Source organism: Corticibacter populi, assembly GCF_004217315.1.
GTDB classification, from domain to species: Bacteria; Pseudomonadota; Gammaproteobacteria; order Burkholderiales; family Burkholderiaceae_C; genus Lampropedia; species Lampropedia populi.
The window spans coordinates 558,390-573,694 of the sequence record NZ_SGWR01000003.1; the positions used below are offsets into that span (position 1 = coordinate 558,390).

Annotated in this window: 13 protein-coding genes and 1 tRNA gene; 3 read left to right on the plus strand and 11 right to left on the minus strand. The window is 65.8% G+C overall.

The window, feature by feature from the left end:
- Window positions 1–4: 4 nt before the first annotated feature.
- From EV687_RS13400 to EV687_RS13415, 4 genes are all read right to left on the minus strand, one after another.
- On the minus strand, window positions 5–1,117 hold the full coding sequence (locus EV687_RS13400) for a metallophosphoesterase (protein WP_122227705.1): 1,113 nt from the start codon (window positions 1,115–1,117) through the stop codon (window positions 5–7).
- Window positions 1,118–1,230: 113 nt separating this feature from the next.
- Window positions 1,231–2,565 (minus strand): tRNA (N6-isopentenyl adenosine(37)-C2)-methylthiotransferase MiaB, encoded by a 1,335-nt coding sequence (gene miaB / locus EV687_RS13405; protein WP_122227701.1) that lies wholly within the window; start codon window positions 2,563–2,565, stop codon window positions 1,231–1,233.
- Between the two features lie 257 nt (window positions 2,566–2,822).
- Window positions 2,823–3,251, minus strand: a complete 429-nt coding sequence (locus EV687_RS13410; RefSeq protein ID WP_122227698.1) for a hypothetical protein — start codon at window positions 3,249–3,251, stop codon at window positions 2,823–2,825.
- Window positions 3,252–3,397: 146 nt separating this feature from the next.
- Window positions 3,398–3,814 (minus strand): RNA-binding S4 domain-containing protein, encoded by a 417-nt coding sequence (locus tag EV687_RS13415; RefSeq protein ID WP_165392829.1) that lies wholly within the window; start codon window positions 3,812–3,814, stop codon window positions 3,398–3,400.
- Window positions 3,815–4,003: 189 nt separating this feature from the next.
- On the opposite strand from EV687_RS13415, the gene EV687_RS13420 reads away from it, so the two are divergent.
- Window positions 4,004–4,079 (plus strand) — tRNA-Gly (locus tag EV687_RS13420).
- Between the two features lie 404 nt (window positions 4,080–4,483).
- The gene (gene yddG / locus EV687_RS13425; protein ID WP_122227691.1) at window positions 4,484–5,365 is read left to right on the plus strand and encodes an aromatic amino acid DMT transporter YddG; all 882 of its coding nucleotides are present in this window, start codon (window positions 4,484–4,486) and stop codon (window positions 5,363–5,365) included.
- A gap of 21 nt (window positions 5,366–5,386) precedes the next feature.
- Here the strand turns inward: yddG and EV687_RS13430 are convergent, their stop codons facing one another.
- From EV687_RS13430 to EV687_RS13455, 6 genes are all read right to left on the minus strand, one after another.
- On the minus strand, window positions 5,387–6,130 hold the full coding sequence (locus EV687_RS13430) for a DUF6796 family protein (protein WP_122227689.1): 744 nt from the start codon (window positions 6,128–6,130) through the stop codon (window positions 5,387–5,389).
- A 47-nt stretch (window positions 6,131–6,177) separates the two neighbouring features.
- Entirely contained in the window at window positions 6,178–7,395 is a 1,218-nt protein-coding gene (locus EV687_RS13435) for a YncE family protein (RefSeq protein WP_130466521.1), read from the minus strand.
- Window positions 7,396–7,450: 55 nt separating this feature from the next.
- Window positions 7,451–9,910 carry a TonB-dependent receptor gene (locus tag EV687_RS13440; RefSeq protein WP_165392830.1) on the minus strand — a complete coding sequence of 820 codons (2,460 nt, stop codon included), beginning with the start codon at window positions 9,908–9,910 and terminating at the stop codon, window positions 7,451–7,453.
- Window positions 9,911–10,068: 158 nt separating this feature from the next.
- Window positions 10,069–11,049 (minus strand): FecR domain-containing protein, encoded by a 981-nt coding sequence (locus EV687_RS13445; protein WP_130466522.1) that lies wholly within the window; start codon window positions 11,047–11,049, stop codon window positions 10,069–10,071.
- A 12-nt stretch (window positions 11,050–11,061) separates the two neighbouring features.
- Window positions 11,062–11,592 carry a sigma-70 family RNA polymerase sigma factor gene (locus tag EV687_RS13450; protein ID WP_122227679.1) on the minus strand — a complete coding sequence of 177 codons (531 nt, stop codon included), beginning with the start codon at window positions 11,590–11,592 and terminating at the stop codon, window positions 11,062–11,064.
- 141 nt (window positions 11,593–11,733) lie between these two features.
- Window positions 11,734–13,050 (minus strand): D-amino acid dehydrogenase, encoded by a 1,317-nt coding sequence (locus tag EV687_RS13455; protein ID WP_341273266.1) that lies wholly within the window; start codon window positions 13,048–13,050, stop codon window positions 11,734–11,736.
- 169 nt (window positions 13,051–13,219) lie between these two features.
- Here EV687_RS13455 and EV687_RS13460 point away from each other — a divergent pair, with 169 nt between their 5' ends.
- Window positions 13,220–13,687, plus strand: coding sequence for a winged helix-turn-helix transcriptional regulator (locus EV687_RS13460; RefSeq protein ID WP_122228924.1), 468 nt, complete (start codon window positions 13,220–13,222; stop codon window positions 13,685–13,687).
- A gap of 108 nt (window positions 13,688–13,795) precedes the next feature.
- On the opposite strand, the gene aptA is transcribed toward EV687_RS13460, so the two are convergent.
- Window positions 13,796–15,148, minus strand: a complete 1,353-nt coding sequence (aptA, locus tag EV687_RS13465; protein WP_122227673.1) for an omega-aminotransferase AptA — start codon at window positions 15,146–15,148, stop codon at window positions 13,796–13,798.
- Between the last annotated feature and the right edge of the window lie 157 nt (window positions 15,149–15,305).

Consider the following 15,305-nt stretch of genomic DNA (forward strand, 5'->3'; position numbering starts at 1 on the left):
GCCGTCATGCCGTCGTGGTCGGGTATTGCTGTCCGTTGTCGAGCACCAGCGTGCGTTCTGGCCAGCGCATGGCGGCCAGATGCATCTGGCTTTGCGCCGGGTTGGTGATGCCGCGCAGGCGTTCGCTCCAGCGGGCACCTACCGAGAAATCCACACAGAACACGTTGTGGCGCTTGCCGTGCCAGCGGGTGCCGGGCAGGCCAGCGAACAGCGCTGCCTCGGTGTTGCCGGTCATGCTCATGCCGGTGCCGGGCACCGGTTGCGACGCCGGCAAGACAAAGCGCCGCCAGTAGTGACCGATCACCACGGGCGTGGCCTCGTCATAGGCGTTCCACCACGCCACCCGCTCGGTGAAGCGCCATTTGCCGCCAGCATAGAACGGTGCGGCGGCAGCCTGCTCGACGCCGGTGGTGAGTACCTTGAGCGGGTTGCGCATTTGCTTGAGCAGTTCGCGCTCGCCGTGCGCGGGCAGTAGTGGCGGGTGCTCGGCGCCGTCTTCCAGGTCGAAAGGCCAGCGCTGCTTTTCGGCCTGCATGCGGGCAAGCAGGTCGCCATCGCGCGCCAGCCGGGCCGCATCGGTCTCGAAGGCGTCGTAGTTCTGCAGGGCGCTGCCGAGCGGAAGTTGGCGGGCGCGGCTGATTTCCGGTTCATGCCAGGCGGCATGCACCACGCGCAGGTCGGGGCGCTCCAGCGCCATGGGCAACTGTTGGCAGACCTCCACATAGCGCTGCCGTTGCGCGGGCGTGGCCACGGCGAAAGGGGCGTACTTGACTTGGTCGCGCTCGAAGCGCTCGCTGAAGTACCAGCCGGCGCCGTCCTTGGCATCCTCGCGGATCAGGTTGACCTCGTGGTTGCCCAGCACGGCCAGGCAATGGCCGGCCGCAAGGGCATCGCAGAACCAGTCCATGACGGCAGGTGTATCGGGGCCGCGGTCGCACAGGTCGCCGACGAACACGAGCCGCCGGCCCTGCGGGTGGTGGCCTTGTCGGTCGTAGCCCAGGTGTGCCAGCAGCGCCTGCAGGGCGCCCCATTCCCCATGGACGTCGCCGACGATGTCGAGCGGGCCTTCGGGCAGTGGCTGGATCAGGGAAGAGGCGGGGGCGGTGGTCGATGGCATGGCAGAGATTATTCAGTGCCCCCGTGTGCAGTGCAACATGAAAGGTGACAGATGGACGGTGGCGAGCGGCACCGGCCGCTGCGGCAGGCTGGTGTTCGGACCCCGGTGGGTTGTCAGGCCAGCTCTCGGGTCAGCACCTCGCCGCGCAGCGTGTAGGTCATGGCCTCGGTGATGCGCACGTCCACCAGCTGGCCGATCAGCCGGCGGTCGCCGGCGAAGTTGACCACGCGGTTGCACTCGGTGCGGCCCATCAGCTCGGCCTCGTCGCGCTTGGATGTGCCCTCGACCAGAATGCGCTGTACGGTACCCACGCGCTCTTCGCTGATGCGCTTGAGGTTGGCATTGATGGCGGCCTGCACGGTCTGCAGGCGCCCCAGCTTGACCTCGTGCGGCGTGTCGTCGTGCAGGTTGGCGGCAGGTGTGCCGGGGCGCGGGCTGTAGATGAAGCTGAAGCTGTTGTCGAAGCCGATGTCGTCGATCAGCTTCATCAGCTTGTTGAAGTCGTCATCGGTCTCGCCCGGGAAGCCGACGATGAAGTCGCTGCTCATGGCCAGGTCGGGGCGAATGGCGCGCAGCTTGCGCACCGTGCTCTTGTATTCCATTGCGGTGTAGCCGCGTTTCATCGCCATCAGGATGCGGTCGCTGCCGTGCTGCACCGGCAGGTGCAGGTGGTTGACCAGCTTGTCGATTTTTTCATAGGCGGCGATCAGCCGGGGCGTGAATTCGTTGGGGTGGCTGGTGGTGTAGCGGATGCGCTCGATGCCGGGGATCTCGGCCACGTATTCGAGCAGCAGTGCGAAGTCGGCGATCTCGCCGCTGCCGGCCATCTTGCCGAGATAGGCGTTGACGTTCTGGCCCAGCAGGTTGATCTCCCTGACGCCCTGACTGGCCAGGTCGGCCACCTCGATCAGCACGTCCTCGAAGGGGCGGCTGACTTCCTCGCCGCGCGTGTAGGGCACGACGCAGTAGCTGCAGTACTTGCTGCAGCCTTCCATGATGGAGACGAAGGCGCTGGCGCCTTCGACGCGCGCCGGCGGCAGGTTGTCGAACTTCTCGATCTCGGGAAAGCTGATGTCCACTTGCGGGCGTGCCTGCGCCTCTCGCTCGGCCAGCAGCTGGGGCAGGCGGTGCAGGGTCTGCGGGCCGAACACCACGTCCACGAAGGGCGCGCGCTTGATGATCTCTTCGCCCTCCTGGCTGGCCACGCAGCCACCCACGCCGATCTTGACGCCGCGAGCCTTCAGGTGCTTGACGCGGCCGAGGTCGCTGAAGACTTTCTCCTGCGCCTTTTCGCGCACCGAGCAGGTGTTGAAGAGGATCAGGTCGGCCTCCTCGACGTTGTCGGTTTTCTCGTAGCCCTGGGCGGCGCCGAGCACATCGGCCATCTTGTCCGAGTCATACTCGTTCATCTGGCAGCCAAAGGTTTTGATGAAGACTTTTTTCGACATGGTGCGTGGGGTCTCGCGGATGTGTTGTCTGGGGGAGGCTGGCGAGCTGCCAGCGGTCTTTGACCGGGCGGCAAGGCTTGTTCAACGCTGCCTGAACGCTGCGGGCAGCATGGCCTGCACAGGGGGAGGCCGCTTGCGTGCTGTCTGGCGATTAGGACGGAGGACGGTGCACCGCGGAAAGCGGAGCGCCCGCCACGGTGGCTTGGCTTCGCCTGGGCAGAATGTGCCGTTGCGGCTCAAGGGGTGCTGTTGGCGCGCTAGGGCTGTTGTGCCGCGGATTCTTCCTTGGGGCCGATCAGCCCCAGCAGGCGCCGCGGCGGCACTTCCGAGTCACGCAGGAGCCAGGCGGTCAGCAGCCGGCCGGTGGAGGCCTCGATGACATAGTTCACGCGCAGCTTCTGGCCCTGCAGGCGCTGCGCCGGGATCAGGCGGTTGGTTTCGTTGAAGACCCGCATGCCGGGGGCCATGACGATGTCCTTGCCATTGAGGCTGGCCTGACGGCCCTGGCCGACGACCAGCGTGCCATACAAGGCATTGGCGGGGAAGGTGCGGGCGCTGGTGATGGACGGCGTGGCCGAGGCGTTCTGTTGCGCGTGCGCGGGCAGCACGGCACCTGCACTGGCCAGCGCCAGCAGCAGGCCACCAAGCAGGGGGGCGGGGCCGGGGAAAAGGCGGCAGCGTTTCATGGTGTTTATCCAGAGGCTGTGATCGTGGGGGCGATGAACGGACCGACACGATTGTACGTGCTGGGCTGTTGCCACACCAAGCGCTGCCAAGCGCCATGCCGCCGCGCTCTGGTATCGGACTCACCGGCAGGGCAGAAACGGCCGTATCAGTCGCCGCCCCCATGGATGGCGGACCAGCGCGCATCGAGTGTGGGCTGCTGGCGCAACTGGTCGATCTGGCGTCGGTCCCGCTTGGTGGGACGGCCATGACGCAATTCGTCGGCCGGTTCGGGCGCCAGCTGACGCTGCTTGGCCAGCTCCTCGCGCCTGGCCTGACTCGCGGGCGTCTCGGCATAGAGTTGCTGCGCCACCGGCGCCGGGCCGCGGTAGTTGCTCAGGGCTTCGATGCGGACCTCTCGCAGTGCAGTGCCCTGGCGGATGCTCAGCAGGTCGCCGGCCCGCACTTCGCGGGCGGCCTTGGCGAGCTGGCCGTTGACCATTACGCGGCCTTTGCCGATCTCCTCCACGGCCAGGCCGCGCGTCTTGAAAAAGCGCGCACACCACAGCCATTTGTCCAGACGCATGGTGGTGGTTTCATCAGGGGATGTCGCGTGGGCGGCTGCGGCAAGGCGGGAGTTCTGGGCGTTCTTCTGGCGGGGCATGCGGGAGGGCTGGTGGTGGTGCTTGCCAGGCGTTGGCAGTTTTTCAAAAGTGTTCAATTTATGTGCTAGAATTCTACGCTTGATGTGACGGCAATGCCGCGCATTCAAAATGCGGGAATAGCTCAGTTGGTAGAGCGCAACCTTGCCAAGGTTGAGGTCGACGGTTCGAGACCGTTTTCCCGCTCCAGGTATTGATCCATGGACATCCACGGGAATCCATGGAACGCAGGGGAAAGGAGCTTCGGCTCCTTTTTTCGTTGCCGTCTTGTGCGCCGGGTTCCGTGGGTGTCCAACTGCAGGCGGACGCCGGCTGTTCCGCCTGGACGGCGGTGCCATGCCGTTCGCGCATGCTGCAGTCCGGCCAGCTTGGCCCGAGGATGGAGCTAATCCCCGCCAATGTTGGCTGCGGACCGGATGAATGGGCTTGGCCGGTATCCGCAAGAACCCGCAGGCGGGACGGCTTGGCAGGGATCTGCATGGGAAAAGGCCTGCAGCCGGCCTGGTAACAGGCAACAGACAACCGGCGGTGCGCATGATCGTCGGCGCCGGGAATGCGCATTGCATCGTGTCCAGAGATGGGCAGCAAACACCATGAACAGCAAGCATGCCACCTTGATCGGCCTCACCTCTGTCCTATTGTGGAGTTCGATCGTCGGCCTGATCCGCAGCGTCAGCGAGCATTTCGGCGCCACTGGCGGCGCCGCGCTGATTTACACCACCGGTTCGGCCTTGCTCTTGCTGACGCTCGGGCCCAGCAAGGTCCGTCAGTTTCCCAGGCCATACCTGATCTGCGGTGGTGTGCTGTTCGTCGCCTATGAGCTGTGCCTGGCGCTTTCCATCGGATATGCCAACACCGGCAGGCAGGCCATCGAGGTTGGCATGGTCAACTACCTGTGGCCGGCGCTGACCATGGTTTTTGCCATTGTCTTCAACGGTCAGAAATCCAGTTGGCTGGTCGTGCCAGGCTTTGTCGTGGCTGTCGCTGGCGTTTGCCGGGTGCTCGGTGGCGAGCAGGGATGGGATCTGTCGGGCATGTGGGCAAACATCCAGGACAATCCATTGAGTTACGGGCTGGCCTTCTCGGGCGCACTGATCTGGGCCACCTATTGCACTGTCACAGCGAGAATCGCCAAGGGAAGCAATGGCGTCACGCTGTTCTTCATGCTGACCGCTGCCGTGCTGTGGGCCAAGTACCTGATCATGGGCGGCGGCGCCATGGCGTTCAGTGCCGCAGCCTGCACCCAAGTGGCACTGGCAGCGGCGGCGATGGGATTCGGCTACGCGGCCTGGAACCTCGGTATCCTGCACGGCAACGTGACCGTGCTCGCCGGTGCCTCGTACTTCATCCCGGTGCTGTCGGCGGCCTTGGCCGCGCTGGTGCTGCGCGCGCCGCTGTCGCAGGCATTCTGGCAGGGCGCGGCCATGGTGTGCGCAGGCTCGATTCTTTGTTGGCTGGCTACCAGGGCCAGGTAGCGGGGCGGCTTTTGCGGTTGCTCAATGCCCGCCGCTTCGCGCCCCCGCATTGCTTTGGCGCAGGAACCACTGCACACCCAGGAAGAAGGCCAGCTGGGCGATGTTCAGGCTGGCGCAGCCGATCAGCACGGCCACCAGCCGGTCGGAGAACGGCAGGCAGGCAAGGCCGATGCATGGTGCCAGCAGCAGAGGGTTGAGCCATGCCGCCTTGCGCGGCAGCGCCGTGCGCCGTGCCAGAACCTGTGCCAGCAGCAGCGCCCAGCCCAGCGCACTGGCACCGACGGAAGCGGCCCAATGCACTTGCAGCAAATGCTCGAACTGCAGGAAGGCCACGATCTGGGCCTCCAGGGCCGCGCCGCTGGCATGCTGCATGCCTTGTGCCAGCAGCCCGATGTAGGCGAAGCCCGCATGACCCAGCGGGGACAGCGCATAGCCCAGCAGCAGCAGCAAGGCGGTGAGCTGGCTGACCCGCCCTGGCCGCAGCAGGCGGTAGATACCGTATACCGCCAGCAGGTAGAGAAAGACGCTGAAGGTGGCCAGGTAGACTCCCCAGAACAGTCGCCAGGCGGGGGCGTCCAGCATCAGCAGGGCCAGTTCGGCATTGATCTGTCCGGCCAGGACCTGCGAGAACAGCAGGTGTTTGCCCGCTTGCGGCACGAAGCCGACCAGCAGCATGTCGGCGGCGCTCCAGAGCAGGGCGGCCGCTGCGCCAGCCAGCAGGCTGGACTTCGTTTTGGAGTAATGCATGCCCATGTCAATGTTCATGTCTGTTTCGGTCTCCTGATCCGCTGGGCGCGTGGCGACAGGGTCGTTCAGAACTGGATGCGGGCTACGCTTTCATCGCTGCCCTTGGGATCTTGCTCGCCGTTCTTGATGGTGACGAAGACCGCCCCTGTGACTGGGTCCAGCGCCAGGCTGTTGGGGTGCGCAGGCAGCTCGAAAGTGTGCAGCAGCCGGTAGTCGCGGCTGTCATGCACGGTCACGGAGCCGGAGCCGCGGTTGGTCACATAGAGACGGTGGCGGGCTTCATCGATCAGCAGCGCGACCGGGTGGCGGCCGGTCGGGACGCTTTGCCGCACCTGTCCGTCGGCCGGATCGATGACGACGACGCGATTGCCTTCGCCGCGAATCTGATAGGCCAGCTTGGCGAATTTTTCGCGCACCATGTTGGGATTGTCCGAGCCCTGGTCAGTGGCCAGTATCAGCCGTTTCTGCCGGTCGAGCGTCAGATTCAAGAGCTGGTCCGCAGCGACTTCGGATGTCTTCTCAAGCGCCAGGGTCCGGGTGTCGACGGTGAAGAGCTGTCCCTGCATGTTGGAGACGTAGAGCTTGCCAGCTGGCGCGTCCAGCGTTGTCCCGGCGGCGCCGAAGCCCAGGCCCGGGATGGTTTTTTCCAGCGCCAGGGTTCGGGTGTTCATGACGTACAGGGCGCTGTCGCTGATCCAGATGCCGGGGGCAAACAGGCGTTCGTTGGCCTTGTCCAGCACCAGTTCCCGCAGGTTGTGGGGGTAGCGCTCGATTGGTTTGCCATCGAAGTCGGTCATCCGGACCTTCTCGGCCAGTTGCACCACGCCGGTCACCCGGTTGGTTTGCGTGTCGACGACGGTGACCGAGGCGTGAAAGGCGTTGCCGACATAAAGCCGGTTGGCCTGGTCGTCGAGTACCAGCCCGAGGCCAGGGCGCTCCAGCGGGATTTCCGCTTGGACGGCAAGGGTGGCCGGGTCGAGGCGGAGGATGCGCGGCGTTGGCCCATTCTTGTCCATGATGCCGCCTGCCGATGCCACGAAGATCGCGTTCTGGCGGGCGGAATAGGCGATTTCATAAAGGGCCGGCGCGACGGCCTGGCGCTGCACCTGAACCTGTGCTTGCGCTTCTGGGGCTTGCGCCTGCTTCTGCGCGTGTTGCGGCGGAGTGGTCAGTGTCGGCGTGGACGAGGATGGCACAGCGCTCTGGTGGGCGCAGGCTCCCAGGAGCGTGGAGAGGGCGGCGAAGGTGGCTACGATGGGGTGTAGACGGAATGGGTGTGTCATGTGAGAGGATCCTTGAATGGGTCAAGACAGGAGGAGGCCAGGCCAGAGGCGGCGTTCAGAAGTCGACTTGGACGGACAACCGGTAAGTGCGCGGCGCGCCGACGGAGACGTAGCCGTTCCACACACCTGACCAGTAGCGTTTGTCGAAGGCATTGACGACATTGCCGCGCAGCACGACGTTCTTCCCGGCCAGGCGGGTGGCATAGCGCGCGCCAAGGTCGAAGCGCGTCCAGCTCGGCAGCTTCTGGGTGTTGGCGTCATCGGCGAACTGGCTGCCGGTGTAGATGCTGGTGGCCGAGAGGCTCAGGCCGGGCAGCCAGGGGGTATCCCATTCGGCGCCGAGGTTGGCCTGCCAGTGGGGAATGCCGGAAGCATCCTTGCCGTCGAGCGTGCCGCCGTTGGTCCGGGTCGTGACGGCCTGCAGGCGGGCGACGCCGCCAAGCAGGCGCAGGCCATCGCCGAGCTCGCCGGCGCTGCTCCACTCGATGCCGCGGTTGCGCTGCTCGCCATCGGGACCGTAGGTGTTGGTGGCCTGGTTCTTGATGACGCTGGGACGCTTGATCTGGAACACGCTGACGGTGTTCATGAAGCGGCCCGTGTCCCACTTGAGGCCCAGCTCCAACTGCTTGCTCTTGTAGGGCGAAAACACCTCGCCATAGTTGTCGGCGCTGGCATCGGAGACCGAACCACCCTGCGACAGACCCTCGATGTAGTTGGCATACACGGAAACAGGTGCCGTCCAGGGTCTGGCGACGACGGCGATGGTGGGCGTCAAGGCACTCTTGTCATAACGGGTGCCGCCGGTGGCATTGAAGTTGCGGCTGCGCACGCGCTGCTGGCGCAGCCCGAGCGTGAGCTGGTAGCGGTCCTGGGCGAAGGAGAGCGTGTCGGCAATGGCCAGGCCGCTGAGCGTCGTCTCGGTGGATTTCGGGGCGGTTCCCGGGCTGGCGGCGGCCACCGGCAGCGTCGGCACGTAGATGTTCGAGGCCCACATGCTTCTGCCGGCCAGCGCGCCGGATTTCTGCTCGACGGCATTCGCGCTCAGCGTCAGGCTGTGCCCGACCGGACCGGTTTCGAAACGGCCGCGCAGCCCGGCATCGGCGGAAACCACGTCGAAGAAGTTGTCGACGTTCATGCCCACGCCCACATAGTCGCCCGAGGCCTGGGCGTTCATGCCCAGCGCGTTGTTGAGGTAGCCCTGGCCGCGCTGGCGCTTGGTGCCCAGCGCGGCAAAGCCGGTCCATTGATCGTTGAAGTCATATTCCACGGAGCCGGCGACGGCCTTGCTGCGCGAGATGCCGTAGGCGCCCGGCACGGTGTTGGTGGTCGGGTCCGGCGCCGCCGGGATGTCGGTGGAGGCCAGCGTCGTCATCAGCGGCAAGCCGCCGCTTTGCTCTTCCTTGATGTGGTAGATGTCGATGGCCGCGCGCAGTTGCCTGCCGCGGTAGTCCAACGCCACGGCGCCGAGCTGGCGGTCTTCGGTCTGGTTGTCCACTGCGGCATCGCCATGCGATTTGAGAACATTGATCCGTGCGCCGAACTGCCGCTCGTCGCCATAGCGCCGCGCCATGTCGAGATGGACGCTCAGGTTCGCATCCGAGGCCAGGCCGGTGGTCACGCGGGTCAGCGGCAGGTCCCCGGCGCGCTTGGGCACCAGGTTGATCACGCCGCCCACGCCGCCACCCAGCGACATGCCGTTGAGCAGCGCGCCCGGTCCCCTGAGCACCTCCACGCGTTCGAGCAGTTCGGTGGAGGTCCGGTTGTGCGGCACCAGCCCATAGAGGCCGTTCCATGCGAACTCGTGGCTTTGCATGTAGAAGCCGCGCATGTTGAAGTACTCGCCCAGCCCGCCTTCGGGGAAGATGTCGCGCACGCTGGGCTCGTTGCGCAGCGCCTCCATCACCGAGCGGGCCTGCTGGTTGGCGATGAACTCCGAGGTGTAGCTGGTCACGCTGAAGGGCGTGTCCATGACATCCCGGTTGCCCAGCAGCCCGATGCGGCTGCCGGTGGCGACCTGCCCGCCGGCATAGACGTCCGGCAGGGTGCCCGCATTGCCTGGTGCGGCTGTCGTCACCACCACTTCGGGCAGGGTGTTCGCCGCGCCACGCGACGATGGCTCGGTGCGCATGTGGCGCAGCGTGAAGCCGCCGTTGGCCTGGTCGATGGCCTCCAGACCCGTGTCTTGCAGCAAGGCTTCGAAGCCGCCCGCGACGGTGAAATCACCGCGCAGCCCCGCGCTTCGCCGGCCCTGCGCCAGCTCGGAAATGCCGGAAACGAATACGCCCGCCTGCTGGGCAAACTGGTTGATGGCCTGTGCCAGCGGTCCGGCTGCCACGTTGAAGGTCCGGGTCGGCACGGTGGCCTCCGGAGCCTGTGTCAGCAGGATCTTTGGCACGGTGGGCGGGCTGGCCGGTGCGAGTGTCGGCGCGGCCAGCAGGCCGCTGGTGCAGACGAGGCGCGCGGCCATGGACAGAACGTGCCGAGCCGTGCGGCGGTGCGGAATTGAGGCATGCATGCGAGGCTGCTCCCGGGATGGTGGTGAAAATGTTTCGCTTTCACTACCGAATCGAACGAATGCCGGAAAAGGGAACGGCTCGCGGCGGAGATTGTGTAATTTTTTGTGTCTTTTGCTGCCACGCCAAAGACCGGCTTTGCCCGCGGGCAGCCTGTTCTTCAGGGCGCAACGATCGACACCCACCACGGCAGCGTGCGTCTGATGCGGATGGGCAGCGATTTCTCCAGCAGCTGCAATGCAAGCTCCGTATCGCCCAGCGGATAAGTGCCGAGCACGCGCAGGCTGGCGACCTCCGGCGCCACATTGATGCGGCCGCGGCGGTAACGCGCAAGTTCCGCCACCAACTGCGCCAGCGGCATGTCGTGTGCGATCAGCATGCCGCTCGGCCATGATGGCGTGTCGGCGGGCACGGCCCTGGCGGCACCGATGACCTGGCGGTCAAACTGCGCCTGCTGGCCTGCCTGCAGCGTGGTGGTGGCATGCGTGGCGCTGGTGTGGATGCGCACCGCTCCTTCGTACACGGCCAGCTGGGTGCTGTTGTCGAGCAGACGGGCGCCAAAACGGGTACCCAATGCCTGCATCTTCCCGTGCGGGGTGTGCAGCATGAAGGTGCGGTCCGGATCGGCGGCGGTCTCGATCAGGACCTCGCCAGCCATCAGGAGCAGGTCGCGCTGCGTCGCCGAATAACGCACATCCAGTGCGCTTGCCGTGTTGAGCCAGGCGCGGGTGCCGTCGGCCAGCCGCAGCGCGCGAGTCTCGCCCACCTCGGTATGGTGATCGGCCAGGCGGGCGACGATGCCGTGCTGCAGCGGCGTGTGCCGCCAGGCCAACCAGCCCGTCAGGCCGCAGCCGGCCAGCCATGCCAGGCTGCGCAAGGCCTTGCGGCGCGAGCCTGCAGACCGACCTATGCGGTGCACGGCCTGCAGGGTGCTCGACGCCGTCTGGCGCTGCGCCGGGGCTTGCTGCAGCCACTGGAATTGCCGGGCGATGGCCTCGATTTCCGCCCAGGCCTGGCGGTTGACCGGGCTTTGTGCCAGCCAGGCCCGCCAGCGGGTTTGGTCGGCGGCGCTGGCATCGTCCGCCAGCAGCGTGGCATACCATTCGGCGGCCGATTGCAGGCTTTGCTGGTCGATCTTCATCCTGGCAACGCCTCAGCCGGGCAGGGCCGCCAGCAGTTCACCGCGCATCAGCGCGCAGTGCAGCATGGCCTGCGCGATGTATTTCTTGACCATGCGTTCGGATACTTTCAGCTCCCCGGCCACCTGCCCGTAGCGCAGTCCTTCCACGTGTACCAGCACGAACGCGCGGGCGGCCTTTGCCGGCAGGCGCTCGAGCATGGCGGCGACATCCGCCAGCGTCTCCAGGATGATGGCACGCTGCTCCGGCGATGGCACCATCTCGGGCGGGCGCAGGGCCACGGCTTGCTGCCACGCCTGTTCCAGCGCGCGGCGCCTTTGCATGTCGGTGCACAGGCCGTGTGCCATGCGGCTGAGGTAGTTGCGGGTGCCGTCAAAGCTGTCGAACTGGCGGGGTTTTCGCAGCAATTGCACGAACACGTCGTGCGCCAGTTCGCAGGCATCAAAGCGGTTGCCGGCCTTCTTGTTGAGCAATGCCACCAGCCACCGGTGGTGGTGCTGGTAGATGCTTTCGATGTCGGGCTCGGCGGCAATCAGGGAGGACATGCGAAGACGTCGCGTGAATAGTGCGTTAAATGAAAACTATTCTCTATTCTATTGCGATGAATGAATGCGGTGCAAAGATGGCATCCGAATCCGTGTCCGTCTCCGTGTTGCTGAGGCGGGGCCCGCTGGTGCGCAGCCTCTTCAGGCTGCGGGCGCTGCCGGCTGGTGGGCCGCACCGGTCTGGCGGTGCCGGTCATAGCGCTTGACGCCCAGGCCCGCAGTGCTGATCTCGGGACGGCGGCCGCTGACCAGATCGGCGAGCAGGCGGCCCGAGCCACAGGCCATGGTCCAGCCCAGCGTGCCGTGGCCGGTGTTGAGGAACAGGTTGGGGTAGCGCGTGGCGCCGATGATGGGCGTGCCGTCGGGCGTCATCGGGCGCAGACCCGTCCAGAAGGTGGCGCTGGGAATGTCGCCGCCCGGAAAAAGGTCGGCCACCACCATCTCCAGCGTGGCGCGGCGGCGTGGATCGAGCCGCAGGTCGAAGCCGCCGAGCTCGGCCATGCCGCCGACGCGGATGCGCTGGTCGAAGCGAGTGACGGCGATCTTGTAGGTTTCGTCGAGCACCGTCGATTGCGGAGCCAGGTCCGGATTGATGAGCGGCACGGTCAGCGAATAGCCCTTGACCGGATAGACCGGCAGATCGAGGTCGAGCGGGAGCAGCGCCGCGCGCGAATAGCTGCCGAAAGCCATGACGTAGCGGTCGGCGCGCAGCACCTCGCCATCGGCCAGGCGCACACCGGTGATGCGTCCGCCCTCGGTACACAGGCCGTCGACGCTTTTTTCGAAGCGAAAGTGCACGCCCAACTGGCTGGCCATGCTGGCCAGAGCACGGGTGAACAGGCGGCAGTCGCCTGTTTCATCGTGGGGCAGGCGCAATCCGCCAGCCAAGCGTTCGCGCGCCTGTGCCAGCGCCGGCTCGACGCTGGCGAGTTCGTCGCGGCCGAGCAACTGGTAGGGCACGCCGCATTCCTCCAGCACGGCAATGTCGCGCTGCACGGCATCGAGCTGGGCCTGGGAGCGAAAGAGCTGCAGCGTACCGCCGGTGCGCTGCTCGTACTCGATGCCGGTGTCCGCGCGCAACTGCTGCAGGCAGCTGCGGCTGTACTCGGCCACGCGCATCATGCGCTCCTTGTTGATGGCATAGCGTTCGGCCGAGCAGTTGCGCAGCAGTTGTGCCATCCAGCGCAGCTGGAACAGGCTGCCATCGGCACGGATGGCCAGCGGCGCGTGCTTTTTGAACAGCCATTGGATGGCCTTGAGCGGAATGCCGGGCGCGGCCCAGGGCGTGGAATAGCCGGGCGAGACCTGGCCGGCGTTGCCGAAACTGGTCTCTTCCGCAGGCGCGGACTCGCGCTCGATCACAGTGACCTGCATGCCCGCGCGGGCCAGGTAATACGCGCTCGTGACGCCAATGACGCCACCACCAAGGACAATGACTTCCATCGTTTTCTGCCTGATATGCCAATGAATATGGAAGTTTATGGATTGGATGGCAGTAATATTCACTGTTTTTTATCGATTGATCAGCTGTTTTATCTTTCTTTGTGGAGATTTCGTGCCAGTCCGAAGTGAAAATCATGTGTCCGCCGGCATGGAGGCGGGCGCCAAGGTCGACCGGATCGACCGGATCGACCGGATCGACCGGATCGACCGCAAGATTCTCGCCATCCTGCAGCGCGAAGGCCGTATTTCGATGACCGAGCTGGCCGAACGCATCGGGCTGTCGACCTCACCGTGCTCGGAGCGGGTGCGGCGCATGGAGCGCACGGGTGTGATCACCGGTTACTTCGCCCGCGTGTCGCCGCAGGCGCTGGGCAAGACGCTGCTGGTGTTCGTCGAGATCAAGCTTTCGTCCAAGTCGGCCGAGGTGTTCGAGCAGGTGCGCAAGGAACTGCTGCACGTGCCGGATGTGCAGGAATGCCACCTGGTTTCCGGCGGTTTCGATTACCTGGTCAAGGCGCGGCTGGGCGGCATGCGCGAATACCGGCGCCTGCTCGGCGACATTCTCAAGAAGCTGCCGGTGGCGGCCGAATCCCACAGCTATGTGGTGATGGAAGAAGTCAAGGAGACCCTGGCACTGCCGATCGAGCGCTGAAGCGCGCTCAGAACAGGCACTCGGAACAGATTCTCGGACAGATGGCCGTCCACCTGCGCTGATGGACGGCCGTGACGGATCGAGCCACCCAAAGCCGTGAAACGATCCTCAGGCCACGGCGTTGAGGGCTTCGCCCACCGCGTCGAACATCAGGTCGAGCTCGGCGGGCGAACTGGTGAAGGTGGGGCCGAACTGCAGTGTGTCGCCACCAAAGCGCACGTAAAAGCCCTTGCGCCACAGCGCCAGGCCGGCCTCGAACGGACGGATGGCGGCATCGCCGTCGCGCGGCGCGATCTGGATGGCACCGGCCAGCCCGCAGTTGCGGATGTCGATGACATGGCGGGCGCCGCGCACGCCATGCAGGGCCGACTCGAAATGCGGCGCCAGGGCTGCGGCGCGCTCGATCAACTGATCGCGCTGCATCAGCTCCAGCGTGGCAAGGCCCGCCGCACAGGCCACCGGGTGCGCCGAATAGGTGTAGCCGTGGCCGAACTCGACGAGGTGCTCGGGCGAGGACTGCTGCATGAAGGTGTCGTAGATCTCGCGTGAGGCGATCACCGCGCCCATCGGGATGGCGCCATTGGTGAGCTGCTTGGCGACGTTCATCAGGTCGGGCGTGACGCCGAAATACTCCGCGCCGCTGGCCTTGCCCAGACGACCGAAGCCGGTGATGACCTCGTCGAAGATCAGCAGGATGCCATGCTGGTCGCAGATCTCGCGCAGGCGCTGCAGATAGCCCTGCGGCGGCACGATCACGCCGGCCGATCCGGACATCGGCTCGACGATGACGGCGGCGATGTTCGAGGCATCGTGCAGCTCGATGAGTTTGAGCAGCTCATTGGCCAGCGCCACGCCGCCGGTCTCGGCCTGTCCGCGCGTGAAGGCCAGCTCCGGTTGCAGGGTGTGCGGCAGGTGGTCCACGTCCAGCCAGGGGCCGAACATCTTGCGGTTGCCGCCGATGCCGCCCAGGCTGGTGCCTGCGATGTTGACGCCGTGGTAGCCACGGGCGCGGCCGATCAGCCGGGTCTTGGCAGGCTGGCCCTTGAGGCGCCAGTAGGCGCGCGCCATCTTCACGGCGGTGTCGGCGCACTCCGAGCCGGAGTTGGTGAAGAATACGTGCTGCAGCGGCTCGGGCATTCGCGCGGCGACCTGCTCGGCCAGCTGGAAGGACAGCGGATGGCCGAACTGGAAGGCCGGCGAATAATCCAGCGTGCCGAGCTGGCGCGCCACGGCCTCCTGGATCTCGCGCCGCGCATGGCCGGCGCCGCAGCACCACAGGCCCGAGAGGCCATCGAAGACCTTGCGCCCCTGTGCATCGATCAGCCAATTGCCCTCGGCCGCGGTGATCAGGCGCGGATCCTTGTGGAAGTTGCGGTTGGCGCTGAAGGGCATCCAGTGGGCCTGGAGGTTCAGGCCGGCGGCGGTATCGGTTGCGGAGGGGGTGTATGCAGGGAAGTTCATGCGGGTTCCTGGTCGCTCAGGTGCGGTGGGACGTGCGGATCGGGGATGGTAGGACGAACGGTGGGCAAGTGAAAGCGGTAGCCGCGGTGATCGCGGCGGTCTCTGGTGCGGATTATGCGCAAGACCACACCCACAAGCCAGACCCATGCCGGATTCA

Excerpts from the sequence above, each read along its gene's own strand:
- EV687_RS13400 (WP_122227705.1), bottom strand. The coding sequence starts at position 1,117 with ATGCCATCGACCACCGCCCCCGCCTCTTCCCTGATCCAGCCACTGCCC.
- miaB (WP_122227701.1), bottom strand. The coding sequence starts at position 2,565 with ATGTCGAAAAAAGTCTTCATCAAAACCTTTGGCTGCCAGATGAACGAG.
- EV687_RS13410 (WP_122227698.1), bottom strand. The coding sequence starts at position 3,251 with ATGAAACGCTGCCGCCTTTTCCCCGGCCCCGCCCCCCTGCTTGGTGGC.
- EV687_RS13415 (WP_165392829.1), bottom strand. The coding sequence starts at position 3,814 with ATGCGTCTGGACAAATGGCTGTGGTGTGCGCGCTTTTTCAAGACGCGC.
- yddG (WP_122227691.1), top strand. The coding sequence starts at position 4,484 with ATGAACAGCAAGCATGCCACCTTGATCGGCCTCACCTCTGTCCTATTG.
- EV687_RS13430 (WP_122227689.1), bottom strand. The coding sequence starts at position 6,130 with ATGAACATTGACATGGGCATGCATTACTCCAAAACGAAGTCCAGCCTG.
- EV687_RS13435 (WP_130466521.1), bottom strand. The coding sequence starts at position 7,395 with ATGACACACCCATTCCGTCTACACCCCATCGTAGCCACCTTCGCCGCC.
- EV687_RS13440 (WP_165392830.1), bottom strand. The coding sequence starts at position 9,910 with ATGCATGCCTCAATTCCGCACCGCCGCACGGCTCGGCACGTTCTGTCC.
- EV687_RS13445 (WP_130466522.1), bottom strand. The coding sequence starts at position 11,049 with ATGAAGATCGACCAGCAAAGCCTGCAATCGGCCGCCGAATGGTATGCC.
- EV687_RS13450 (WP_122227679.1), bottom strand. The coding sequence starts at position 11,592 with ATGTCCTCCCTGATTGCCGCCGAGCCCGACATCGAAAGCATCTACCAG.
- aptA (WP_122227673.1), bottom strand. The coding sequence starts at position 15,148 with ATGAACTTCCCTGCATACACCCCCTCCGCAACCGATACCGCCGCCGGC.